The 22,479-nt window shown below is 65.6% G+C and carries 20 protein-coding genes; 9 read left to right on the forward strand and 11 right to left on the reverse strand.

All coding sequences use genetic code 11. The features are described from left to right. Positions 1-75 precede the first annotated feature (75 nt). The 4 genes from AC1DCU_RS16500 (at position 76) to hglS (ending at position 3,341) form a co-directional block, all read left to right on the forward strand. The gene (locus tag AC1DCU_RS16500) at positions 76-495 is read left to right on the forward strand and encodes an EF-hand domain-containing protein (protein WP_025878233.1); all 420 of its coding nucleotides are present in this window, start codon (positions 76-78) and stop codon (positions 493-495) included. Between the two features lie 97 nt (positions 496-592). Next, the gene (locus AC1DCU_RS16505; RefSeq protein ID WP_032975604.1) at positions 593-1,345 is read left to right on the forward strand and encodes an HAD family hydrolase; all 753 of its coding nucleotides are present in this window, start codon (positions 593-595) and stop codon (positions 1,343-1,345) included. 31 nt (positions 1,346-1,376) lie between these two features. Continuing rightward, complete coding sequence (locus tag AC1DCU_RS16510) at positions 1,377-1,865, forward strand: hypothetical protein (RefSeq protein ID WP_313446712.1); 489 nt, start codon at positions 1,377-1,379, stop codon at positions 1,863-1,865. Positions 1,866-1,979: 114 nt separating this feature from the next. Continuing rightward, the gene (hglS, locus tag AC1DCU_RS16515) at positions 1,980-3,341 is read left to right on the forward strand and encodes a 2-oxoadipate dioxygenase/decarboxylase HglS (protein ID WP_059065771.1); all 1,362 of its coding nucleotides are present in this window, start codon (positions 1,980-1,982) and stop codon (positions 3,339-3,341) included. An 85-nt stretch (positions 3,342-3,426) separates the two neighbouring features. On the opposite strand, the gene AC1DCU_RS16520 is transcribed toward hglS, so the two are convergent. Then, positions 3,427-4,941, reverse strand: a complete 1,515-nt coding sequence (locus AC1DCU_RS16520) for an acetyl-CoA hydrolase/transferase family protein (RefSeq protein ID WP_080150722.1) — start codon at positions 4,939-4,941, stop codon at positions 3,427-3,429. Between the two features lie 375 nt (positions 4,942-5,316). On the opposite strand from AC1DCU_RS16520, the gene glnE reads away from it, so the two are divergent. Next, the gene (glnE, locus tag AC1DCU_RS16525; protein ID WP_442252345.1) at positions 5,317-8,112 is read left to right on the forward strand and encodes a bifunctional [glutamate--ammonia ligase]-adenylyl-L-tyrosine phosphorylase/[glutamate--ammonia-ligase] adenylyltransferase; all 2,796 of its coding nucleotides are present in this window, start codon (positions 5,317-5,319) and stop codon (positions 8,110-8,112) included. 216 nt (positions 8,113-8,328) lie between these two features. On the opposite strand, the gene AC1DCU_RS16530 is transcribed toward glnE, so the two are convergent. The 5 genes from AC1DCU_RS16530 to AC1DCU_RS16550 form a co-directional block, all read right to left on the reverse strand. Continuing rightward, complete coding sequence (locus AC1DCU_RS16530; protein ID WP_025878224.1) at positions 8,329-8,889, reverse strand: queuosine precursor transporter; 561 nt, start codon at positions 8,887-8,889, stop codon at positions 8,329-8,331. A 74-nt stretch (positions 8,890-8,963) separates the two neighbouring features. Beyond that, positions 8,964-9,479: a hypothetical protein gene (locus AC1DCU_RS16535; protein ID WP_025878222.1), complete on the reverse strand. Its 516-nt coding sequence runs from the start codon at positions 9,477-9,479 to the stop codon at positions 8,964-8,966. Between the two features lie 32 nt (positions 9,480-9,511). Further along, a complete protein-coding gene (locus AC1DCU_RS16540) occupies positions 9,512-10,006 on the reverse strand; it encodes a hypothetical protein (protein WP_025878220.1) in 495 nt (164 codons plus the stop codon). An 18-nt stretch (positions 10,007-10,024) separates the two neighbouring features. Then, positions 10,025-10,873, reverse strand: a complete 849-nt coding sequence (locus tag AC1DCU_RS16545; protein ID WP_033830189.1) for a DUF2145 domain-containing protein — start codon at positions 10,871-10,873, stop codon at positions 10,025-10,027. Positions 10,874-11,024: 151 nt separating this feature from the next. Beyond that, complete coding sequence (locus AC1DCU_RS16550; RefSeq protein ID WP_442252346.1) at positions 11,025-11,984, reverse strand: mitochondrial fission ELM1 family protein; 960 nt, start codon at positions 11,982-11,984, stop codon at positions 11,025-11,027. Between the two features lie 122 nt (positions 11,985-12,106). Between AC1DCU_RS16550 and AC1DCU_RS16555 the strand changes: the two genes are divergently transcribed. Together AC1DCU_RS16555 and AC1DCU_RS16560 are read left to right on the forward strand one after the other, a co-directional pair. Further along, entirely contained in the window at positions 12,107-12,697 is a 591-nt protein-coding gene (locus AC1DCU_RS16555) for a malonic semialdehyde reductase (RefSeq protein ID WP_025878215.1), read from the forward strand. 85 nt (positions 12,698-12,782) lie between these two features. Then, positions 12,783-13,493, forward strand: a complete 711-nt coding sequence (locus AC1DCU_RS16560; protein WP_025878214.1) for a YceI family protein — start codon at positions 12,783-12,785, stop codon at positions 13,491-13,493. 215 nt (positions 13,494-13,708) lie between these two features. On the opposite strand, the gene AC1DCU_RS16565 is transcribed toward AC1DCU_RS16560, so the two are convergent. After that, positions 13,709-14,110: a hypothetical protein gene (locus tag AC1DCU_RS16565; protein WP_099782578.1), complete on the reverse strand. Its 402-nt coding sequence runs from the start codon at positions 14,108-14,110 to the stop codon at positions 13,709-13,711. Positions 14,111-14,395: 285 nt separating this feature from the next. Here AC1DCU_RS16565 and AC1DCU_RS16570 point away from each other — a divergent pair, with 285 nt between their 5' ends. Then, positions 14,396-15,229 (forward strand): hypothetical protein, encoded by an 834-nt coding sequence (locus AC1DCU_RS16570; protein ID WP_442251577.1) that lies wholly within the window; start codon positions 14,396-14,398, stop codon positions 15,227-15,229. A gap of 73 nt (positions 15,230-15,302) precedes the next feature. Here the strand turns inward: AC1DCU_RS16570 and AC1DCU_RS16575 are convergent, their stop codons facing one another. Both AC1DCU_RS16575 and AC1DCU_RS16580 read right to left on the reverse strand, forming a co-directional pair. Further along, entirely contained in the window at positions 15,303-16,100 is a 798-nt protein-coding gene (locus AC1DCU_RS16575; protein ID WP_164280921.1) for a siderophore-interacting protein, read from the reverse strand. Between the two features lie 59 nt (positions 16,101-16,159). Next, positions 16,160-16,720 (reverse strand): PadR family transcriptional regulator, encoded by a 561-nt coding sequence (locus tag AC1DCU_RS16580; RefSeq protein ID WP_099841794.1) that lies wholly within the window; start codon positions 16,718-16,720, stop codon positions 16,160-16,162. Positions 16,721-17,368: 648 nt separating this feature from the next. Here AC1DCU_RS16580 and aceE point away from each other — a divergent pair. Beyond that, complete coding sequence (gene aceE / locus AC1DCU_RS16585; RefSeq protein ID WP_099841795.1) at positions 17,369-20,056, forward strand: pyruvate dehydrogenase (acetyl-transferring), homodimeric type; 2,688 nt, start codon at positions 17,369-17,371, stop codon at positions 20,054-20,056. A 226-nt stretch (positions 20,057-20,282) separates the two neighbouring features. Here aceE and AC1DCU_RS16590 read toward each other — a convergent pair whose 3' ends face one another. Both AC1DCU_RS16590 and AC1DCU_RS16595 read right to left on the reverse strand, forming a co-directional pair. Further along, the gene (locus tag AC1DCU_RS16590) at positions 20,283-21,281 is read right to left on the reverse strand and encodes a hypothetical protein (RefSeq protein ID WP_442251578.1); all 999 of its coding nucleotides are present in this window, start codon (positions 21,279-21,281) and stop codon (positions 20,283-20,285) included. Positions 21,282-21,283: 2 nt separating this feature from the next. Beyond that, positions 21,284-22,456 (reverse strand): hypothetical protein, encoded by a 1,173-nt coding sequence (locus tag AC1DCU_RS16595; RefSeq protein ID WP_442251579.1) that lies wholly within the window; start codon positions 22,454-22,456, stop codon positions 21,284-21,286. Between the last annotated feature and the right edge of the window lie 23 nt (positions 22,457-22,479).

Raw genomic sequence — 22,479 nt, forward strand, 5'->3', positions numbered from 1 at the left:
CAGAAACGCGGTGGCAGGGTAGGTGCCGTGCGGAGACAACGACCGCGCACTACCACCCTTCAGGAGACACCCCAGATGACTATTCGCAACCGCAAGCCCCTGATCGCCCTGATCGTCGCCGCCGGCAGCGTGTTGGCCATCCCGGCGATGGCGCAGTCGGCCAAGCAGCAGGCCGCGCATGCACAGAACGAAGCGGCGCAGGCCCAGCAGGCGGCGGCACAGGCAGGCCAGGCGGCCGACCAGGCTACCGACGCGGCCGCAGCAGCCTCGGCGCAGGCCAACGGCGGTGGCCAGACGTGGGCCAGCATCGATACCGATGGCAACGGCACCATCAGCAAGAGCGAGTCGCAGGTGAATGCGGGCCTTGCGCAGGTGTTCGACCAGGCGGATGCCAACAAGGACGGCCAGTTGAGCGCCGACGAGTACAAGGCCTACGTGGCCGCCCAGCAGGCGGGTGCCGGCGCGGGTGGCACGGCCGCGGGCCAGGGTCGCTGATCCACGGTTGAATTCGGGACAACCGGTGCATGGGCAACCCGGGTGGCTTCGGCCACCCGGGTTTTTTTCGTCATCGCCGCGCCTGTATCCTAGGGCGATGAACACCTCCACGCCTGCGCCCTCGCGCGCCATCGGCCTGGTCGGTTTTGACGGTGACGACACGCTGTGGAAGAGCGAGGACTACTACCGCAAGGCCGAACAGGATTACCTGGACCTGCTGTCGCGCTACATCGACGTCCACGACACCCAGACCGCCCGCCACCTGCTGGAAGTGCAGCAGCGCCACCTCGGCGTGTTCGGTTACGGGGTGAAAAGCATGACGCTGTCGATGATCGAAGCAGCCATCGAGATCACCTCGCAGCGGATCGAAGCCAAGGACATCCAGCGCATCCTCGACATCGGCCATGACACCCTGCGCCACCCGGTCGAACTGATCGACGGCGTACGCGAGTCGGTGGCCGCCATCGCCGCGCAGTACCCGGTGGTGCTGATCACCAAGGGCGACCTGTTCCACCAGGAAGCCAAGATCAAGGTCGCGGCGCTGGCGGACCTGTTCCCGCGCATCGAGATCGTGTCCGAGAAGGACCCGGAAACCTATGCCCGCGTGCTGGCCGAATTCGACCTGCCGATGCAGCAGTTCGTAATGGTCGGCAATTCGCTGCGCTCGGACATCGAACCGGTGATCACCCTCGGCGGCTGGGGTATCCACACCCCCTACGCAGTGACCTGGGCGCACGAGACCCAGCACGGCGTGGCCGACGACGAACCACGCATGGTCAACGCCGATACCGCCTGGGACTGGCCGGCGGCGCTGGCGACGATCGAGGCCAAGGCCGCTGCCGCGGCCTGACACGGCGCGGCCGCTGCGGCAGAATCGAAGCATGAAACTGCCACTGCGCGCCCTGCTGTTGTCCCTGCTGCTGGCGCCGGCCATCGTGCTGGCGCAGCAGACCGCCGAACGTTCGGCGACCTATGAGGTGGATACCGGCGATGCCTGGGTCGACATCCAGCTGGCCGACATCAACCACTACGCCGAGCGTTACCCCGATGCCTTCCTCGACGAGGTATCGCGCTATGCCGGTGTACCGCGCGGTTACATCGCCGCGCTGGCCACCACCCACCGGTGGCAGGCCGGCGACATCTATTTCGCCTGTTTCTGGGCCAAGGCCAGTGGCCAGACCTGCCGCGACAGCGTGCGCGCCTTCAGCCAGGACCCCGAGGGCGGCTGGGCCGAGGTGGTGAAGCGGATGCCGGCCAAGCCGCAGAACCTGCACTACCGGGCCGTTCGCCACGCCATCGTGGCCAGCTACGAGCACTGGGATCGGCCGATCACCCTCGATGCCACGCTGAAGCGGCAGCTCAAACGGTAGTGCCGGCCGCTGGCCGGCAACTGCATGCCCCCGCCGCACGGAGGTTGCCGCCGCCGCGCGCTCCGGCGACAATACTGGTCCGAGCTGTTCCCCGTTCCCGTAATCGAGTGACTGATGAGCGCCTCTTTCGTTTCGCCTGATGTGATCCGCCGCCTGTTCGCCCAGGCCATGTCCCGCATGTACCGCACCGAAGTGCCGTTGTACGGCACGCTGGTGGAACTGGTGGAGCGGATCAACACGCAGGTCCTGGCGCAGGACCCGGCGCTGGCCGCGCAGCTGCTGCGCAACGACGAGCGTGCCCGCCTGGATGAAGAACGCCATGGCGCGATCCGCGTCGGTACCCCGCAGGAACTGGCAACCCTGCGCCGCCTGTTCGCGGTGATGGGCATGTACCCGGTGGGCTACTACGATCTGTCGGTGGCCGGCGTGCCGGTGCATTCCACCGCCTTCCGCCCGCTGACCGCCGCTGCGCTGGCACTGAACCCGTTCCGCGTGTTCACCTCGCTGCTGCGCCTGGAGCTGATCGAAGACGAGGCGCTGCGTGCGCAGTCGGCCGAAATCCTCGCCCGCCGCCGCATCTTCACCGACGAGGCACTGGCGCTGATCGACCAGGCCGAGCGTGACGGTGGCCTGACCCAGGCCGATGCCGAGCGCTTCGTCGAACAGGCGCTGGAGACCTTCCGCTGGCATGGCGACGCCACCGTCGACCTGCCGACCTACCATGCCCTGCACAAGGCGCACCGGCTGGTGGCCGATGTGGTCAGCTTCCGTGGCCCGCACATCAACCACCTGACCCCGCGCACGCTGGACATCGACGCTGCGCAGGCGGCGATGATCGAGCACGGCATGGCCGCCAAGGCGGTGATCGAGGGCCCGCCGCGCCGCGCCTGCCCGATCCTGCTGCGGCAGACCAGCTTCAAGGCGCTGGAAGAGGCGGTGCACTTCCCGGGCAACGAGGGCGGCGACGCCGGTACCCATACCGCGCGCTTCGGCGAGATCGAGCAGCGTGGCCTGGCGCTGACTGCGAAAGGCCGCGCGCTGTACGACCAGCTGCTGACGCAGGCGCGCGATGCCGACGGCGCGGGCAGCACCGGTGGCGACTATGGGCAGCGCCTGCAGGCGGTGTTCGCCAGCTTCCCGGATGACCACGACACCCTGCGCCAGGAAGGCCTGGGGTATTACCGCTACCAGCTGACCGACGCTGGCCGCGCCGCGCCGGAGCGCGTGGCCGATCTGCCGGCCGAAGTGCTGGTTGCCGCGGGCCTGGCCACGGCCGATCCGATCGTCTACGAGGACTTCCTGCCGGTCAGTGCCGCAGGCATCTTCCAGTCGAACCTGGGCGGCGGTGAGCAGCGCGCGTACGCCGCCCATGCCAATCGCGAGGCCTTCGAACAGGCGCTGGGTGCGGCGGTGAACGATGAGTTCGAGATCTACGAGCGCATCCAGGCCGAATCGCTGGCGAGCCTGCGCACCTGATGCGGAACACCCGCCGGGCATGGCCCGGCGCTACCAAGGTGCGATGCGGGGTAGCGCCGGGCCATGCCCGGCGAACCGGCAATACTCAGGCCTTCATGGTGCCCGTATCCAGCCACCGCTGGTGCCACGACAGCGCCTCCGGCAGCAGGTGCGGGGTGTGCTTGCCGTAGCTCTCGCGGCTGGCGCGGTCGAAGTAGTCCTGCAGCTGCGCGCGGAAATCCGGGTGCGCGCAGTTGTCGATCAGCACCTGCGCGCGCTTGCGCGGGGTCAGGCCACGCAGATCGGCCAGGCCCTGTTCGGTCACGATCACCGACACGTCGTGCTCGGTGTGGTCGACATGGCTGGCCATCGGCACGATCGCCGAAATGGTGCCGTTCTTCGCCGTCGACGGGCTCAGGAACGCAGACAGGAAGCCATTGCGCGCGAAGTCGCCCGAACCGCCGATACCGTTCATGATCCGCGTGCCCATCACGTGCGTCGAATTGACGTTGCCGTAGATGTCCACCTCGATCATGCCGTTCATGCCGATGCAGCCCAGGCGGCGCACCAGTTCCGGATGGTTGGAGATTTCCTGCGTGCGCATGATGATGCGCTCGCGGTAGAAATCGATGTTCTCCTTGAACGTCTCGTTGGCCTGCGGGCTCAGTGCGAAGCCGGTGCACGAGGCGTAGCTCAGCACGCCGTCGCGCAGCAGGTCGAGCATGCCGTCCTGGATCACTTCGGTGAACGCGGCCAGGTCGCGGAAACCACTCTTGGCCAGGCCGGCCAGCACCGCATTGGGGATGTTGCCCACGCCCGACTGCAGCGGCAGCAGGTTGGCCGGCAGGCGGCCGCGTTTCACTTCGTGCTGCAGGAACTCGATCAGGTGCGCGGCGATCTGCTCGCTGGTCGCATCGATCGGGCTGAACGGGCTGTTGCGGTCGGGGCCGTTGGTGCGCACCACGGCCACGATCTTGTCCGGGTCGCAGCGCAGCGCGGTCTCGCCGATGCGGTCGTTGGCATTGACCAGCGGAATCGGCTTGCGGTGCGGCGGCAGCGCGGTGCCGTAGTAGATGTCATGCATGCCGTCCACGCCGGCCGGCTGCCACTCGTTGACCTCGATGATCACCTTCTTGGCCAGGTCCAGCCAGGTCTTGTTGTTGCCCAGCGAGGTGGACGGCACCAGCGAGCCATCCTCGCGGATCGCCGAGACCTCGACCACGGCGGTATCGATCTCGCCGTAGAAGCCGAACCAGACGTGCTGGGCGACGTGGCTGAGGTGGATGTCGATGTAATCCAGCTTGCCCTCGTTGATGCGGTTGCGCGCATCCGGGTCGCTCTGGAACGGCATGCGCATGGCGATGCCATCGGCCTTGGCCAGCGCACCATCGAGTTCCGGCGCGGTGGAGGCGCCGGTCATCAGGCTGATCTGGAAGGGCAGGCCCTGGGCATGCACCGATTCGATGCGGCGGGCCAGCTCAACGGGAACGGCCTTGGGGTAACCGGAGCCGGTAAAGCCGCTCATGGCCACGGTTTCACCGGGCTGGATCAGCGCGGCTGCGGCCTCGGCCGAGACCACGCGGTCACGAAGACGCGCGTTGGCGATGCGATCAACAGTCATGACGACAGCGTTTCTGGGGGGAATCCCGATTATCGGCCATCCCCTGCCGTACGGGGGGTTCTACCTTCGTGGAATGGCGTTTCCGGCAAGGCCTCTCCCATACCCGTCAGTTTTGTTTTGCAGTGCAGCGTGCAAAGTACTTTCGTACACCGCACGATGGCCCTGCATCCCGACGTGGGGGAGGGAGCAGAGCCCGCTGGCAGTTCGCTGCAAGCGGGCTTTTTTATTGCCTGTCGCCCAAGATGAATGCGCGGACTCCATTTTCGGTAGTGCCGGCCGCTGGCCGGCAACCCCAGCAACCTTCGGCGATATCGCAGCAAGCGGTCACAGCCCTTCGCCGTTGGCAAAGGGATGCGACCCCGCGAGAATCAGTGCATGACCCTCGCCCCCGCCGAATTGCCCGCCACCCTGCAGCCCCTCGTCCACCGCGCGCTGACGCGCTTGGCCCAGGCAGTGCCCGATCCCATCCCGGCCGAACTGCAGCCGATGCTGGTGCAGCTGGCCATCAGCAGCGACTTCGCCCTGGACACCCTGGTGCGCCAGCCCGGCCTGCTGGCGCAGCTGGCCGCGCCGGGCTGCCCGCCGCTGCCGGCGCCGGTGCTCGACCCGCTGCAGCCCAGCGACTGGCCGGCACAGCTGCGACGCTGGCGCACGGCGATGTCCACCCGCTTGATCTGGCGCGACCTGGCCGGGCTGGATGACGTGCCGCAGACTCTGGCGGGCGCCACCTCGCTGGCCGAGGACTGCCTGCGCTTGGCGCTGGACGCCCTGCAGCGGGAGTTCGCCCAGCGCCACGGGGTGATCACCGATGACCACGGCCAACCTCAGCAGCTGGTGGTGTTCGGGCTGGGCAAGCTGGGCGGTGGCGAGCTCAACTTCAGTTCCGATGTCGATCTGGTCTACGCCTACGTGCAGGGCGGTGAATCCGACGGTCCGCGCGCGCTGGCGGCCGAAGAGTATTTCGCCCGGCTCGGCCAGCGCCTGGCCAAGCTGCTGGATGAAACCACCGTCGATGGCTTCAGCCATCGCGTCGACCTGCGCCTGCGCCCGTTTGGCAGCGCAGGCCGCGTCGCGCTGTCATTCGCTGCGATGGATCAGTACTTCCAGCGCGAAGGCCGTGACTGGGAGCGCTATGCCTGGCTGAAAGCGCGTGCGGTGGCGGGCGATATCGCCGCTGGCGAGGCCTGGCTGCAGACCCTGCGTCCGTTCGTGTACCGCCGCTACCTGGATTTCACCGCGCTCGACGGCCTGCGCGAGATGAAAGCGGCGATCACCGCTGAAGTCGCCCGGCGCGAGATGCACGACGACATCAAGCGCGGTGCCGGTGGCATCCGCGAGATCGAATTCCTGTGCCAGGCGCTGCAGCTCATTCGCGGTGGCCGTGAGCCGGTGCTGCGTGAGCGGCGGTTGCTGGTCGCGCTGGATGCCCTGGTGGCTGCCGGGCAGATCGCCCGCGATGATGGCGCCGCACTGCGCGAGGCCTATCTGTTCCTGCGCCGGCTGGAAAACCGGCTGCAGATGCTGCGCGATGCGCAGACCCATGTGCTGCCCAGCGATGCGCTGGATCGCGAGCGGATTGCCGTCGGCCTGGGCTATGCCGATTGGGATGCGCTGCGCGACGCACTGCGTGTGCAGCAGCAGCGCGTCAGTACCGAGTTCGGTGCGCTGCTGGCGCCACGCAAGGGCCAGGCAGCGCCCGATGCGCTGGCCAATTACTGGCGCAGCCTGCCCGAAGGCAGCAACGCGCCGCTGCTGGCCGAGGCCGGTTTCCTCGATGCCAATGGCGCCGATCAGTCACTGCGCGATTTCGCCCAGGGCACGGGCGTGAAGTCGCTGTCCGATGCGGCGCGTGCGCGCCTGGACCGCGTACTGCCGGCACTGCTGCACGCGGCCACCCGTTCACCGCAGCCCGATGCCGCACTCAAGCGCGTGCTCGGCCTGCTGCAGGCAGTGCTGCGCCGTACCAGCTACCTGGCGCTGCTGGACGAACAGCCCAGCGCACTCGCGCGACTGGTCGACGTGCTGGCACGCAGCGCGCTGCTGGCCGAGCGCCTGGCCGCGTATCCGCTGCTGCTGGACGAACTGCTGGACGTACGCGTGTCCGGGCCGATGCCCGACGCCGCCGGCATGCTGGCCGAATGCCGGCAGGTGCTGCCGGTGGAAGATCCCGAATCGCAGCTGCGCTGGCTCAATGAAACTCGCCTGGCGTTGAGCTTCCGCATGGCCATGGCCACGCTGGATGGCCGCCAGGGCGCGGTCGACAGCACCCGGCAACTGGCCGAACTGGCGCAGGCGGTGGTCATCACCGTGTTGGCGATGGCCGAGGCCGATATGCACGCCGCGCACGGCGCTATCGCCGGCGGCCGCTTCGCGATCATTGGTTACGGCAGCCTGGGCGGCCTGGAGCTGGGTTTCGGCTCGGATCTGGACCTGGTGTTCCTGCACGATCACCCGCCGGGCGTGGAAGCCAGTGACGGCGCGCGCCCGCTGGAGCCGGGCCGCTGGTATGCGCGCCTGGCCCAGAAGGTGATGGCGCTGCTGGCTGCGGTCACCGCCGCCGGCCGCCTGTACGACATCGACGTGCGCCTGCGTCCGGATGGTGGCAAGGGCTCGCTGGTGTCTTCGCTGGCCAGCTACACCGAGTACCAGCGCGATCGCGCATGGACCTGGGAGCACCAGGCGCTGGTGCGCGCACGCGGCGTGGCCGGCGATGCCAGCCTGCTGCAGGATTTCGAACAGGTACGTGCGCAGACCCTGGGTCGCGAACGTGATCGCGCAACGCTGTATGCCGATGTAGTGAAGATGCGCGGGCGCATGCGCACTGAACTGGACCGCAGCGATGCCGCGCGGCTCGACCTGAAGCAGGGCGCGGGTGGCGTGGTCGACCTGGAATTCCTGCTGCAGACCGGCGTGCTGGCATGCAGTGCGCAAGTCCCTGCATTGCTGCAGCCGCGTGCCACGCCGGCATTGATCGACGCGCTGGCGGCGGCGGAGTTCCTGCCCGAAGCCACCGCACAGGCGCTGCATGGCGCACATGCCACGCTGCTGGAGGTCGGGCTGGCCTGCACGCTGGATCGCCGGCCGCGCTTGGCACCGACCACGCCGGCCATCGAAGAGGCATGTGCGGTGATCCGCGCTGCGTGCATCGCCGCGGAGCTGCCGTTCGCCTGACCGCCTGCAATGGCGGTAGCAGCTTTGGGTAGGTGCCGACCTCTGGCACCCACCGGGTCAATGGCTCGGCGATGGCTTTTCATTGGTAGGTGCCGACCGTTGGTCGGCACAATCTCTCAGCTGCGATGAACCCTGRAGRAGCGTGCCGACCAACGGTCGGCACCCACCGGGTTCARGGAGTGYGCCAACCAAGGTTGGCACCCACCGGTGAGGCAGTCAGCCCGCTGTACGCAGCGGCGCCATCTTCCACAGCAGCGCGCGGAACGGGGCCAGCAGGCACACGCCGATCGCCAGCTTCACTGCCAGGTCGCCCGCTGCCCAGCTCACCCACGGCAGGGTGGAACCGGCGAAGGCGATCGACCAGAAGATCGTGGTGTCCACCGTGGCGCTGCAGGTGGTGGCCACCATCGGTGCGCGCCACCAGCTGCCGCGGCGCAGGCGATCGAATACGGTGATGTCCAGCAACTGGGCCACGATGAAGGCCGAGCACGAGGCGATCGCAATGCGCGGTGTGGCCACCCACACCGACAGCAGCACCGCCACCGCAAACCCGATCCACGCCACGCGGCGGGCCGGGCCCGGGCCGAAGCGGCGGTTGATCAGGTTGCTGACCAGAAAGGCCACCGGGTAGCTGAAAGCACCCCAGGTCAGCCAGTCATTGATCGGGTACTGCACCAGCACGTTGGACAGCAGCACCACCGCGCCCATGGCCAGCACCGCCAGCACCAGGGCGCGGGCGGTCAACGGGGCAAAAACAGGCGCAGGACGCACGGACATGGCGAGCCAGGGGACAAAGGGGATCGCCCATTATCCGCCCGGCCCGCCGCAAAGCCAAAAACGGCCGTTCAGTTTTACAGCTGCTCGCTCAGCGCGTCGCCGGCGGCGTAGGCGGTCGGCACATAGGCCAGGGCCTTGCCGTCACTGTTCTTCACTGTCCAGCCGGCACCGGCATCGGTCGGGTCGAAGCGCACCTGCTGGCCCACTACGAAACCGGCCACCGGGTCTTCGCCCTCGATCGCCGGCCACTGCAGGGTGGCGGTCTGGTCGGCCTTGTCCGGCACCTGCAGCTGCACCTGGCGCTCGCCAGCGGCGGTGGTCGCCACCTGCTTCACTTCCATCGGCGGCAGCGGTACTGCCGGAGTGCGCTCGGCCACCCGGCCATTGCGCTCGCTGGCCTTGAACGGCGCCTTGGACAGCGCGGCCAGGCCCATCGAGGTGGCCAGCGGAACCGACACCACGATCAGCGAAGTGACCAGCACGCTGGCCTGGCCGCTGTTGATGTGCGGGGCGGCACCAGCGTGCACGGTCGGCACCGTCAGGGCCGAGAGCAGCAGGGCGGCGGCGGGGGCGCGCAGGGAACGAAGCATGGTGACCTCCTGGTCAGGATGAAGGCAGCGGCTCAGCGCTGCGTATCGAAAATGTCGCGTGGGCCGGTGGCCTCGGGCAGGTATTCCAGTGGGCGGCCCTGGTTGTCGCTCACACGCCAGCCGTTGCCCGATTCAGCAGGCTCGAAATTCACGGTCTGGCCCACGTTGAACTGCACGGCCGGGTCACCGGGGCGCTTGGGCCATTGCATGGACGCGGTGTTCTGCGGGTTGGCGGGGTCCTGCAGCAGCACTTCGCGGCGGCCATCGACGGTGGTGGAGATGGCGCTGACCTGCATCTGCGGCAGCGTCACCCGCGGGCCCTGGCCGGGGGGCATGCCCGCATCGTTGGTTTCCCCAGCCGCGGCTGCGCGCGCCCGTTCCACCATCGGCGCGGACATCTCCAGGCTCGGCCCCTCGGGCACGCTGTTCTGGATGATCACGATGCGGCGCTCGGCATGTGCCGGCGCTGCAGACAACAGGCTGCCGCACAAAAGCACGGCCAACGCGGAAAACTGCAGGTTGCGCATCATCTTCTCCTTGCCAGGTCAGGGCGCAGCGGCGGCAGTGCCGGCCGTCGCATGCGCAATGGTCAGTTCCTGCTGCAGCTGGCTGCGCTGGTGCAGGAAGTCGAATACCGATTCCACCGTCACCACCGAGTAGTTGCCGGAAATGCGTTCGCTGGCCGGATGGTCGGTGGTGGTGGCGTTGGCCACGAACAAGCGCGCACCCACGCGCTTGCCCAGGCCGATATGCAGCACGCTGGGCTGGTACTTCTGCGCGCGCAGCCATTGCTGTGCCTGTTCGCGCTTGACGATGACCGGGCCCCCTTCGGCCTGCGCCATCGCTGCGGCCAGCACTTCCAGGATCCACTGGTTGGAATTCTGGAAGTCGGTCGCGAACGGATAGGCCACCACGTTGTAGTTCGATTCGTGCAGCGCCTTGGGCTGGATCGCCGGCGCTGCCAGCATCCGCTTCAGTGCAGCCTGCAACGCCGGGGGCGGCACGCCGATGCGCAGATCAGTATGGGTGCCGCTTTCACCGACGAAATTGCCCAGGCCCTCGCGGTACAGCTGCGAGCTGTCGGTCTTGCAGCGGTTGAGCAGGTGCATCGCACGCCAGCGGCCGTCGTCCTCGCGCAGCAGGAAGGCCAGGTGGCTGTGGCGCAGGCCGTAGCGGCTCAGGTCCTGGCCGCCACGCGCGGCGATCACCACGTCCACGTCGGGCAGCGCGTCCAGGCGCTCGGCCGTGGTCCACGCCACATCGAACATCGCCGCCTGCGCGGCCACGCTGGGGTAGCGCTCGCGGCAGGTGCCGCTGTCGGCCCATGCCGGCACGGTGGCCAGCAGGCCCATCGACAGCAGCAGGGCGCAGCGCAGGCGATGCAGACGTTCCATGTGAACCGCTCCAGACGCGGGCAGGCCCGCGCGCCGATCATACCCGCATCGCTGGAATCAGCGCTCCACAGGGGGTGAGGTAGTGCCGGCCGCTGGCCGGCATCCGCATATACGTCGCCGAAGATCATGAGTTGCCGGCCAGCGGCCGGCACTACCGTGATGCCAGGCGCGCTTTGACCTCGGCGGCAATCCGCGTGGTTTCGCGCAGCGGTTCGATGCGGTCGTACTGCCAGTCCAGCCAACGCGGCTGCAGGCGCCCGCGCTCGCGCAGCTGCTGCTGGAAGCGTGCCAGCCGTCCCTGTGCGGTATCGGCCAGGGCCACCATCACCGGCATGCGGGTGGCGCTGGCCTCGGACAACAGGTTCACCGAATCGGGCGACACCACCACCCGGTTGGCCCAGCCGAGCAGGCCGGCATACGGGTTCACGCCATCGCCGCCATCGCCCCAGATCACATGCGGCAGATCGGCGAACTTCGCGCGCAGGATCTCGGCCAATGCTGGCGGCGTGCGTCGCGACGTCGTCGCCAGCAGGCTGCCGCCCTCGCTGCGGATCTGATCGGCCAGTGCCTGGAATACATGCACCATCGCGGTTTCGTCCCACGGCGCCAGCGGCGTCGGGCCGCCCACCAGCAGCGCGGTGCGCGGGCCGGGCAGGGTGCTGAAGCTGGCGAACGCCGCGCGGCCCCAGGCCAGCCAGTCATCGTCCACCGGGTTCAGGCTGCCGATCAGGGTCAGCACGTTGCTGCCGCGCAGCGCGTCATGTTCGGGCACCACCACCACGTCCCAGTGGCGGGAACCGATGCGCGGGTCGAGGATCTGCACCACTTGGCTGCCGCGCGCACGCAGTACGCGCAGCGCGCCGGCGGCCTGGCGACCACAGCCGATCGCCAGCGCGGGCGCATCGGCGGCGAGGGTTGCCAGGGCTTGGCCGTAGCCGTGCACATCACCGGGCAAGCGCCGCGGTGCCAGCCAGCGCCATGGCGCCCGGGGCTGCAGGATCAGGGGGCGGTGGGTGCCTTGGCGCAGCGCCGAGGCCAGCGCGACCGCCTGCCGGACATTGCCGGCACGGCCGTCGGTGACCGTCCAAGGCGCGCTCGATCGTTTCACCATTGGCATTAATTCGTTTCAGCCCTGCTGGGTGTTGCAACAGTCGCGACACTCTACACTGCGGATCGACGTTTCGCCCCGCGCCGCCCGCGGGCACAGACCTTAGCCGCCCTGGAGATCCACCGATGTCCCACGCGCTCGACGCTGCTGCACTGGACCAGTTGTTCCGCACTGCCCGTACCCAGAACGCCTTCCTCGACAAGCCGGTCGAAGACGCCCAGCTGCACGCCCTGTACGACCTGCTGAAGTGGGGCCCGACCGCCGCCAACGGCAGCCCGGCGCGCTTCGTGTTCGTGAAGTCGGCCGAAGCCAAGGCCAAGCTGGCCCCGGCCCTGTCCGAAGGCAACCACAACAAGACCCTGGCTGCCCCGGTCACCGTCATCGTGGCCTTCGACCAGGACTTCCACGAGAAGCTGCCGTACCTGTTCCCGCACACCGACGCCAAGGCCTGGTTCGACGGCCCGCGCGAAGGCCGCCATGAAGGCGCGTTCCGCAACGGCAGCCTGCAGGGCGCTTACCTGATCCTGGCCGCACGCGCGCTGGGCCTGGATGCCGGCCCGATGTCCGGCTTCGACAACGCCAAGGTCGATGAAGCCTTCTTCGCCGGCACCAGCATCAAGTCGAATTTCCTGGTCAACCTGGGGTACGGTGACGATTCGGGCCTGTTCCCCCGTCTGCCGCGTCTGTCCTTCGACGAAGCGGCGCGCATCGCGTAAGTCGCTGTATCGGTTTCGGGCCCGCCCGCCGTGGCGGGCCATTGCTGCACTGTGTTCCCACCCTACGATCCGGAGAGTTCCTGAGATGAGCGCCACCCGTAAACTGCTGCTGCCGCTGGCCCTGACCCTGGCCATCGCCGCCTGCTCCAAGCCGGCCGACACCGCCGCCCCGGCAGCCGATGCTGCTGCCCCGGCCGCCACCGAACAGGCTGCCACCACCCCGGCCGCCGATGCCGCTGCTGCCGCCCCGGCCGCTGCCGCCATCACCATCGCCTCGGGCACCTACAAGCTCGACCCTACCCACACCGACGTGCTGGCGCAGTGGAGCCACTTCGGCTTCTCCAACCCGAGCGCGCACTTCGGCAACGCCGAAGGCACCCTGGTGTACGACGCCACCGACGTCACCAAGTCCACCGTGGAAGTGAAGCTGCCGCTGAGCGGCCTGAACAGCTTCACCGCCAAGTTCGACGAGCACCTGAAGAGCGCCGATTTCTTCGACGCTGCCAAGTTCCCGGCTGCCAGCTTCAAGAGCACCAAGGTTGAATCGGCCGGCACCAACAAGCTGACCGTCACCGGCGACCTGACCATCAAGGACATCACCAAGCCGGTGACCCTGGACGTCACCGTCAACGGCGGCGGCGAGCACCCGATGGCCAAGGTTCCGGCCGCCGGCTTCGATGCCACCACCACGATCAAGCGCAGCGATTTCGGCGTCGGCGCCTACGCTCCGAACGTCAGCGATGAAGTGAAGATCCGCATCACCACCGAAGCCACCGGCGAGAAGCCGGCGGCTTGATCCCTCCCGCTCACTCGTCGTGAGAAGGCAGAAGGCCCGCTGAAAAGCGGGCCTTCTTTTTTGGCAGCGTCCTGGACGGGTCGCTCGATTGTCTGATGCCCGATCGCTGAATCGCCGAATCACTCGGTGGCCCGATCGTCTGGTAGTGCCAACCTCGGTTGGCGCACGAGCACTCCGCAGGCCAACCAAGGGTGGCCATTACCGGGTACGGGCGCTCAGCGCAGCGTACCCAGCCACGCCGCCGACGCTTCGCTCGGGCTCTGCTTGGCCTTCACCGCCAACCCGCTCGCACGCACGAACGTCTGCGCCGCCTGCGCCACTACCTGGCGGGCGATCAGCGCGGCCTGCTTGGTCGTTGCCTGCTGCTTGCGCAGCTGCACGATATGCACCGACGGGCGACCGACCGGTGCGTACTTCTGGTCGCGGCGCAGGATATCGGCCACCTGTGCCACTTCATGTTCGGCCTGCAGGTAGCGGTGCTGTGCCTCGACCAGCTCACGCAGCGGTACGCGCGCCGCAGCCGGGTCGGCAAAGGCGGACAGCGCTGCATCGCAGGCGGCATCATCAGTGAAGCGGGTACGCAGCGTGTCCACGCTGGCCAGGGTCAGTTTGGCCATGTGGGCCTCGTTGCTGCAGGAAAGGTGTGCGATTGTCGCATTGCTTGCCGGGTCGTGCCGGCCGCTGGCGGGCGACTGCGTGGGGGCGTGCGGACCAACGGTCCGCACCCACCGGCGGACCAACTGTCCGCACCCATCGGCTGGCCGAGGGTCCGCACCCATCGGCTGGCCGACGGTCTGCACCCGCCGGCTGTCCAACAGTCTGCATCTGCCGGCTGCAGAGAGCAGCCGAGCATCGGGTCGCGGTTACCATGGCGGCCGCACTGAACCACGGAAGGCAACACCATGCAGGAAGCGCAGTACTGGCTTGGCGAATTCTGGACCGGCCTGAGCGTGCTCGATCTGATCGGCGGCAGCGTGCTGGGCACGCTGTTGGGGCTGGTGCTGGGCATCTTCGCCTGGCGCGGGCTGCATCGACGCGGTTGGCTGCGGCGGCAGCGGCGTTGGCACCACGGGCTGCTGGCCTCGTATGTGGTGCTGCTGCCGTTGCTTGTCGCGTTCTTCGGCCTGCAACTGGGCTTCACCGCCGGCGCGCACCGCGCGCTGTTCAAGCAGCTCGACCACTTCCAGCCGCACCTGCAGACGATGGTGGAAGGGTGGAGCAGTGGCTTCACCGCCTCGCTGGAAGACGAACGCATGCGTGCCGCGCTGCAGAGCCAGGGCACGGTGGGCGACGTTGCCGATTCGCTTGCCGCGATCTACCTGCGCGAGCATCCACTGCCAAGCGTGGAGCGGCTCGGTGACGGGCCGATGGCGCGCGGCGTGGGCTGGGTGATCGGCAAGGTGCGCGCCGGATTGCTGCGCGCGATGGTGGAAGACACGCTGATCGACAAGGCTGGCACTGTGGGCCTGGAGCCGAAGATGGTGCGTGAGGCGCTGACCATGCGCATGGATGAGCTGCTGCATACGCGCGGCGTGCTGCGGCTGGTGAAGGCGCAGATCAACGGCATGATGCCGGGTGTGTACCTGGGGTTGCTGCTGCCGCTGGCGATCATTACGCTGCTGCTGGCGCTGGAGATCTGGGCCGCGCATCGGTTCGGATGGAAGGGTGGGGCTGCGCCCCGGTTGGTAGTGCCGGCCGCTGCCCGGCAGTTGCAGGATGCCGCCGAAGGTTCATGAGGTTGCCGGCCAGCGGCCGGCACTACTCGTAGAAGAGCGTGCGGACCAACGGTCCGCACCTACCGTTTTGCGGTCAATCGCCGTCCTGTTCGTCCGGGTGCGCCTTCCAGTAACCGGTCGAGCGGATCCAGTCGCGCGGCACGCCCAGGTGGCCTTCGATGAACTTGCGCATCATCCGCGCGCGGCGCGATTCGGTGGCGATCCAGTAGAACGTATCGCCCTCGGGCACCTCGAAGTCGGTCAGCATGTCTTCCAGCAGCGTGCTGCTGGCGGCCGGGAAGCCGTTGCGCTCCAGCCAGTGGATGCGCACGTTCTCGTACTGCGGCAGGTCCTGGCGCTCGTCCTCGTCGGCCACCTCGATGTAGGCCTGCACCTGCGCGCCTTCGGGCAGCACGTCCAGCCAGCGGGCGATGGCGGGCAGCGCGGTCTCATCGCCAATCAGCACGTAGGCGTCATAGCTGTCGGCCACCACGAACGAGCCGCGTGGGCCGCCGATCACCAGCATGTCGCCGGCCTGTGCGCGCTCGGCCCACGGCCCGGCAACGCCCTGGTCGTGCAGCACGAAGTCGATGGCCAGCTCACCGGTTTCGTGGTCCCACCAGCGCGGGGTGTAGTCGCGTGCCGGCGAAGGCTGCTTGCCCTCGGGGTAGCTGCGGCCCTCGGCGGTCAGCACCGGCAGCACCATCTCGCCGCTGGCGTTGGGGAAGAACAGCTTGATGTGGTCGTCGGCGCCGGGCGAATCGAAGCCGGCCAGGTCGTCGCCGCCCAGCACGATGCGGCGCATGTGCGGGGTGACAGTCTCGGTGCGCAGCACCGTCAGTTCACGGAAGCGCACATCCAGGCGCAGGCGCGAGTTGTGATGTTCGGTCATGGGGGTACCTGTTGGAAGGTCGCGCGGGGGCGCGCGGCATGGGGGAGACCTGGCTGGAATCAGTCTGGCTGGGTCGTTGAAAAGGGAGAAGGCGCGTTGTCGCCCTGGCCGTTGATCAGCGCCGAGGCACGCGACAGCAGCGCAGCCACTTGCTCGGCTTCGCCGTCGGCCCAGCGCCCGTGGTGGTGCACCAGCGCCCGCTTGAACTCGCGCAGCGCAGCGGCCAGCGGTGCTGGCAGCGAGGCCTTGGTGATCTCGCGGGCGCGGTCGAATGCGCGCCGCTGCGCCAAGCGCACCTGGCTGCGCTGCACCTTCAGCTCGAACTCGCCGGCGGCAGTGATGCGGAACACACGGCGGCCGTCCACCTCTTCCGACGCCACCCAGCCGGCCTGCTCGAAGCTGGCCAACAGCGGGTACATGGTGCCGGCGCTGGGGGTATAGGCCTGCATGAACATGGTGCTGATGTGCTGCATCAGCTCGTAGCCGTGGCGCGGCTGCTCGCCGATCAGCGCCAGCACCAACAGGCGCAGGTCACCGCGGCTGAGCACGCGTGGCTGGCCGTTGCGGCGGGGTACCGCGGCATCGTCGGTGCGGCTGCGAGGGGAGGGGGATCGGCCCATTTCGATATATCGGTAACGTGTGTTGCAAACGATATATCGATAGGCCGGACCCGGCAAGCAGGATTCCGGCCACAACGCTTGCCGGATCGGGCCACGCAGCCAAGTGGCGCAAGGGCTCAGGGGGAAAGATGCGCGCGGCGCAAGCCACCGTTGCGCGGCCTGACATCCGTATCGGGCCACGCAACGGCACTGCGGGTTTCCGCCCCGGGCAGGGGCGCAGCAGACGAGCGGCGAACCGCGGGAAGGGGCCTGCTCGCGGCCAACCGTGCGCAGCTGCCTCGTCTGCGTCGAGAGGCGCGCGCGACACGTTGTCGCGGGTTCAGCGGCGCCCCGTCAGACAACGCCGACATGGCGCCCGCCTTGCCCCACAACGGTCATCCATGGCGGTAACACTGCGTCCTGCGCATGGGCGCAGCAGGCCGCAAGCGACAGCTGGCGCAGCCCTTGCAGGCAGCCACAGCGGCCTGCCGCAGCGCGTTGTCAGCGCTTTGTCCCGCCGGTGGACGTCCCGGGACAGGCCTTGCAGACATGGGTGGCCTGCATCCATACGCCAGCGTAGCCAAGTGACGAAAGCCCTTGGTGCGCTACACTTTGCGGTCTAGAAATCTATCAACAGTCGCGCGCGTGCGTGCGGTAATGGGAGCGCTAATGAACTGGTTGAACGAGGTGCTGAACAACGACCCGAATCCTGTGGAAACCCAGGAGTGGATCGAGTCGTTGAAGGCCGTTATTGATGTCGAGGGCCCCGAGCGCGCGCATCAGCTGCTGGAAGGCATGGTGGAACTGACCCGTCGTTCGGGTGCCTATCTGCCGTTCTCTCCCACTACCGAATACGTCAACACCATCGAGCCGCAGCTGGAGGCCAAGAGCCCGGGCAACGCCGAACTGGAATGGCGCATCCGTTCGATCATCCGCTGGAACGCGATGGCCACCGTGGTGCGCGCCAACCGCAAGCCGGGCGACCTGGGCGGCCACATCGCCTCGTTCGCTTCCGGCGCAACGCTGTACGACGTGGGCTTCAACCACTTCTGGCGCGCCCCCAGCGAAAACCACCCGGGCGATCTGCTGTTCATCCAGGGCCACAGCGCCCCGGGCATCTACGCGCGTTCCTTCCTGGAAGGCCGCATCAGCGAAGAGCAGCTGGACAAGTTCCGCATGGAAGTGGACGGCGGCGGCCTGTCGTCGTACCCGCATCCGTGGCTGATGCCGGAATACTGGCAGACCCCGACCGTGTCGATGGGCCTGGGCCCGCTGGCCGCCATCTACCAGGCGCAGTTCATGCGCTACCTGGAAAACCGTGGCCTGATCGAGAAGTCCGACCGCAAGGTGTGGTGCTTCATCGGCGACGGCGAGAGCGACGAGCCGGAAACCCTGGGTGCCATCGCGCTGGCCGGCCGTGAAGGCCTGGACAACCTGATCTTCGTGGTGAACTGCAACCTGCAGCGCCTGGACGGCCCGGTGCGCGGCAACGGCAAGATCATCCAGGAACTGGAAGGGGTGTTCCGTGGCGGCGGCTGGAATGTCATCAAGCTGCTGTGGGGCGGTTACTGGGATGCCCTGCTGGCCAAGGACACCAATGGCGTCCTGAAGAAGCTGATGATGGAAACCGTCGACGGCGAATACCAGAACTGCAAGGCCTTCGGCGGCGCGTACACCCGCGAGCATTTCTTCGGCAAGTACCCGGAAACCGCTGCGATGGTGGCCGGTCTTTCCGACGACGACATCTGGCGCCTGAACCGTGGTGGCCACGACCCGCACAAGGTGTACGCCGCCTACCACCAGGCCGTGAACACCAAGGGCATGCCGACCGTCATCCTGGCCAAGACGGTCAAGGGTTACGGCATGGGCAGCGCCGGTGAGGCACTGAACCCGACCCACCAGACCAAGAAGCTGGACGACGAAGCGGTGCGCCACTTCCGCGACCGCTTCAACATTCCGGTGACCGACGCGCAGCTGGCCGACGGCCAGGTGCCGTTCTACCACCCGGGCCCGGATTCGCCGGAAGTGCAGTACCTGCAGGAACGCCGTGCCGCGCTGGGTGGTTACCTGCCGCAGCGCCGCCGCAAGGCCGAAAAGAGCTTCAATGCACCGAAGCTGGAAAGCTACGAGCGCCTGCTCAAGAGCAGCGGCGAGCGCAGCTACTCCACCACCATGGCCTTCGTGCAGAGCCTGAACATCACCCTGCGCGACAAGGAACTGGGCCCGCACATCGTGCCGATCGTGGCCGACGAAGCCCGTACCTTCGGCATGGAAGGCCTGTTCCGCCAGATCGGCATCTACGCGCCGTTCGGCCAGAAGTACAAGCCGGTCGACGCCGACCAGCTGATGTTCTACCGCGAAGACCAGAGCGGCCAGGTGCTGCAGCAGGGCATCAGCGAGCCGGGTGCGATCAGCTCGTGGATGGCCGCCGGTACCAGCTACTCGGTCAGCAACGTGCCGATGCTGCCGTTCTACATCTACTACTCGATGTTCGGTTTCCAGCGCGTGGGCGACATCGCCTGGCAGGCAGCGGACATGCGTACCCGCGGCTTCCTGCTGGGTGGTACCGCCGGCCGCACCACGCTGAACGGTGAAGGCCTGCAGCACGAAGATGGCTTCAGCCATCTGGTGGCCGGTGGCATTCCGAACGTGCGCAGCTACGACCCGACCTTCGGCTTCGAAGTGACGGTGATCCTGCAGCACGGCACCAAGGCGATGATGGAAGATCAGATTGACGAGTACTACTACGTCACCCTGATGAACGAGAACTACACCCACCCGGAAATGCCGGAAGGCGCGGCCGAAGGCATCGTCAAGGGCATGTACCTGCTGACCGACGCCGGCAAGCCGAAGAAGGGCGAGCTGCGCGTGCAGCTGCTGGGTTCGGGCACCATCCTGCGCGAAGCCATTGCCGCGGCCGAGCTGCTGGACAAGGACTTCGGCGTGACCGCCGACATCTGGAGCTGCCCGAGCTTCAACGAACTGCGTCGCGATGGTTTCGACGTGGAACGTGCCAACCGCCTGCATCCGGAAGGTGAGCAGCGCAAGGCCTACGTGACCGAGCTGCTGGAAGGCCGCCAGGGCCCGGCGATTGCCGCCACCGACTACGTGCGTGCGTATGCGGACCAGATTCGCGCGTTCGTGCCGATGAGCTACACGGTGCTGGGTACCGATGGTTTCGGCCGTTCGGATACGCGTGCGAACCTGCGCCGGTTCTTTGAAGTGGACCGGTACTACATCGCGCATGCCGCGATTGCGGCGCTGGCGAAGGACGGGAAGATGACCGCGAAGGATGTGGCCAGGGCGATCAAGCAGTACAAGATTGATCCGGAGAAGGCTAACCCTGTTGGGGTTTGAATTCCAAATTTACTCTAGCAAGATCTAGAAGAGGGGGCCGTTGGCCCCCTCTTCTATTGAATCAAAAATGACTCTTGGGAACTCGCCATCTGCGATAGCTGTAAGCATGCCGGCGCGCTTCGAGATCGACTTGGCCAAGCTGCCCAATAGCTAAATAAGGCGAATAAATTTGACGATCACAAGTGCCAACTGGGCACCTTCCACTCGCAAAGAGAGATCTTACAATTTACGCGGAGAGCTTGCTCCTCGCCAAGTAGGCGATCAAATTGTCGCCGACTGACATTACGCTTTCGTCGAAGTCGTGCGCTCTAAGGTGCTCATGGAAGAGGATGTTTCTCACGCGGTATATCTTCTCTGCGAAACTCTTGCCACTTCGATCATCAGCCATGTCATCAAGCAGTCTGTCTAGTGCGGATTCTGTACTGCCACATGGCGGAGAGAGGATCTCTCTAATTCTAGGTAATTCCTGATAGGACTTTTTGAAATCGTCAACGATGTCGCGCAGGGTTGTGATGTTCACGGGCGCGGCCGAATTCAATTTGGCGCGTATTGCCTCGGATCGCACCTTAAAATCGAGTCCAATCAGCATTTCAATAATCTGGTAAGCGTAAAAGAATCTCAGCAGGGCGAATGAAGCGTAGGGGTATAGGTTGAAAAATACCGAGCTTGCATACTGGGAATCAATAATGGGGTCCCTGACGGTAATTGTCTCGGGCGGAACGATGTCTATTCGGCAGTAGTCGCGAGACCCTCTGTGGCTATATATTCCATTCAGAAACAAGGAGGGATGAAATCTCGAGTGGTTCTCCTTGCCAATGACATCGTTCCATAATACAAGATAGGCATCTCCCTCAAGGAAAGGTATCTCGCCGGGCCTCTCAGCTTCAGCAGAACTGGAGGACATAGAGAAGTCTCCCTTAAATGACCGAGCGCACACCTCTAGAGCCGCAATGAGGCTATATGCCGCATAGTGCGGGTCGGAGTTGCGCGGATGTTGGGGTGACAACAGAGCCTGTCCCGGAATAACAAACCCGGCTGTCCTTCCCTTGTACCTAATCGTCGAAACGGATTGCTCTGGCAGTTCTGCCGACGAGGACACGGCGACGACTAGATACTCATTTGCGCAAGCCTTGGCAACTAAGGCTTGGTTGAGATCCTCAGGGACATCGCGAGAGATTACGGAGCCGTCTCTTCGCTTAAATCGCAACTCCTTGACCTTGAACATAATTAAATGCCGATTCTCAAGCTGCTAGTCATCGCCTCGGACTCGGATCTAACTAAATTCATAAATGAACCAGAGCTTGGGCTAACCAAAGCCCTAAAGAACTGGCGAAAATACAAGCGCTGAGCATTGCCAATACGCTTGGCCCTTGAATTCAGTGTTGAGATGGATCTGTTCAGCGAGAGCATAAACTCATCTCCATCACCGCCAATCTCTAGGGTTGAAAAATCGAGCAAGGAGAGAGATACGTCGTCACCAGCATCCCGGAGTATTGATACTGAGGCTCCAAATCCGGATAGAGCCTGCGGTCTTTTGAAAGCGCGAAGGCCGGTCGAGCCCCAGTTGCGGGGCGATGCATTTCCAACGTCATCGTCGTCCCCGCGCTGGTCCTCTTCCAAATCGTCATCTGGAAGTCTCAGAGCTAGCCCGTCGATGGCGACGATAAACCTGTCCCACGCAAGAATAAAGTCGCGAAAGAGATCCTTATCTCTTGTTTCCTTCGAGATATTCTCTAGGCTGGTAATGTTGTCCAGTATCTCGCCTCGATCAAGGGGCGATTCACTCCTTGCTATGTACGCATTGAATCCGTCGATGGCATCTTTAAAGCTGTAGGCGCTCAAAGCCCTGCTAGTCTTTTCTGGTTCACGGAGCAGCTGAACGTGCTCAATCCTTGTGTCTAGAAAATCTATATACATTATCTCGACCTGGTGCCGCAATGACATTGTGGTCTGGCCGGTATTCAACGTCAGCATTCTATATAGAATTCCAAGACGATCGATCCCTTGATAGATCTCGCACCGGATACGTCTTTTCATGAAGGTCGTCAGGACCTCTGGATCCTCGATCTCGCTTCGAAGGTCCAACAGGGTGTATGTGCGCTGGAGGCCATCCAAGAGTGAAAAATGAGTTTTCTCTTCATGGAAGGCTTTCATTGGATTGCTTGCGAAGTCACCTCCATCTTTTGTATACGCCAAGACGATCGGTGGGATAACGCATCCTTCGAGGAAGTCTCGCTTTAGTAACGAGTAGACTGTCTTGGAACCTCTAACCCTCTTTCGTTGAAAGGGGTTTGAATTTATCAAGTGCTCCGCCAGAACCAGATACTGCTGGACTTCCATCTCAACGAGTATGCTCTTCGCTCTAACTTTGTGGTCTTCAAGTACTGATTTAACTTCCATGGCTGATGATTCCGGTTAGTCTC

The sequence above is a fragment of the Stenotrophomonas sp. 10L48 genome (assembly GCF_056395105.1).

What these genes read in the sequence shown, in the direction of transcription:
- AC1DCU_RS16590 (WP_442251578.1), bottom strand. Translation starts at nt 21,281, where the DNA reads ATGTTCAAGGTCAAGGAGTTGCGATTTAAGCGAAGAGACGGCTCCGTA.
- AC1DCU_RS16570 (WP_442251577.1), top strand. Translation starts at nt 14,396, where the DNA reads ATGCAGGAAGCGCAGTACTGGCTTGGCGAATTCTGGACCGGCCTGAGC.
- AC1DCU_RS16535 (WP_025878222.1), bottom strand. Translation starts at nt 9,479, where the DNA reads ATGCTTCGTTCCCTGCGCGCCCCCGCCGCCGCCCTGCTGCTCTCGGCC.
- AC1DCU_RS16560 (WP_025878214.1), top strand. Translation starts at nt 12,783, where the DNA reads ATGAGCGCCACCCGTAAACTGCTGCTGCCGCTGGCCCTGACCCTGGCC.
- AC1DCU_RS16550 (WP_442252346.1), bottom strand. Translation starts at nt 11,984, where the DNA reads ATGGTGAAACGATCGAGCGCGCCTTGGACGGTCACCGACGGCCGTGCC.
- AC1DCU_RS16565 (WP_099782578.1), bottom strand. Translation starts at nt 14,110, where the DNA reads ATGGCCAAACTGACCCTGGCCAGCGTGGACACGCTGCGTACCCGCTTC.
- AC1DCU_RS16510 (WP_313446712.1), top strand. Translation starts at nt 1,377, where the DNA reads ATGAAACTGCCACTGCGCGCCCTGCTGTTGTCCCTGCTGCTGGCGCCG.
- AC1DCU_RS16555 (WP_025878215.1), top strand. Translation starts at nt 12,107, where the DNA reads ATGTCCCACGCGCTCGACGCTGCTGCACTGGACCAGTTGTTCCGCACT.
- AC1DCU_RS16580 (WP_099841794.1), bottom strand. Translation starts at nt 16,720, where the DNA reads ATGGGCCGATCCCCCTCCCCTCGCAGCCGCACCGACGATGCCGCGGTA.
- AC1DCU_RS16540 (WP_025878220.1), bottom strand. Translation starts at nt 10,006, where the DNA reads ATGCGCAACCTGCAGTTTTCCGCGTTGGCCGTGCTTTTGTGCGGCAGC.
- hglS (WP_059065771.1), top strand. Translation starts at nt 1,980, where the DNA reads ATGAGCGCCTCTTTCGTTTCGCCTGATGTGATCCGCCGCCTGTTCGCC.
- AC1DCU_RS16545 (WP_033830189.1), bottom strand. Translation starts at nt 10,873, where the DNA reads ATGGAACGTCTGCATCGCCTGCGCTGCGCCCTGCTGCTGTCGATGGGC.
- AC1DCU_RS16505 (WP_032975604.1), top strand. Translation starts at nt 593, where the DNA reads ATGAACACCTCCACGCCTGCGCCCTCGCGCGCCATCGGCCTGGTCGGT.
- glnE (WP_442252345.1), top strand. Translation starts at nt 5,317, where the DNA reads ATGACCCTCGCCCCCGCCGAATTGCCCGCCACCCTGCAGCCCCTCGTC.
- AC1DCU_RS16520 (WP_080150722.1), bottom strand. Translation starts at nt 4,941, where the DNA reads ATGACTGTTGATCGCATCGCCAACGCGCGTCTTCGTGACCGCGTGGTC.
- AC1DCU_RS16500 (WP_025878233.1), top strand. Translation starts at nt 76, where the DNA reads ATGACTATTCGCAACCGCAAGCCCCTGATCGCCCTGATCGTCGCCGCC.
- AC1DCU_RS16595 (WP_442251579.1), bottom strand. Translation starts at nt 22,456, where the DNA reads ATGGAAGTTAAATCAGTACTTGAAGACCACAAAGTTAGAGCGAAGAGC.
- AC1DCU_RS16530 (WP_025878224.1), bottom strand. Translation starts at nt 8,889, where the DNA reads ATGTCCGTGCGTCCTGCGCCTGTTTTTGCCCCGTTGACCGCCCGCGCC.
- AC1DCU_RS16575 (WP_164280921.1), bottom strand. Translation starts at nt 16,100, where the DNA reads ATGACCGAACATCACAACTCGCGCCTGCGCCTGGATGTGCGCTTCCGT.
- aceE (WP_099841795.1), top strand. Translation starts at nt 17,369, where the DNA reads ATGAACTGGTTGAACGAGGTGCTGAACAACGACCCGAATCCTGTGGAA.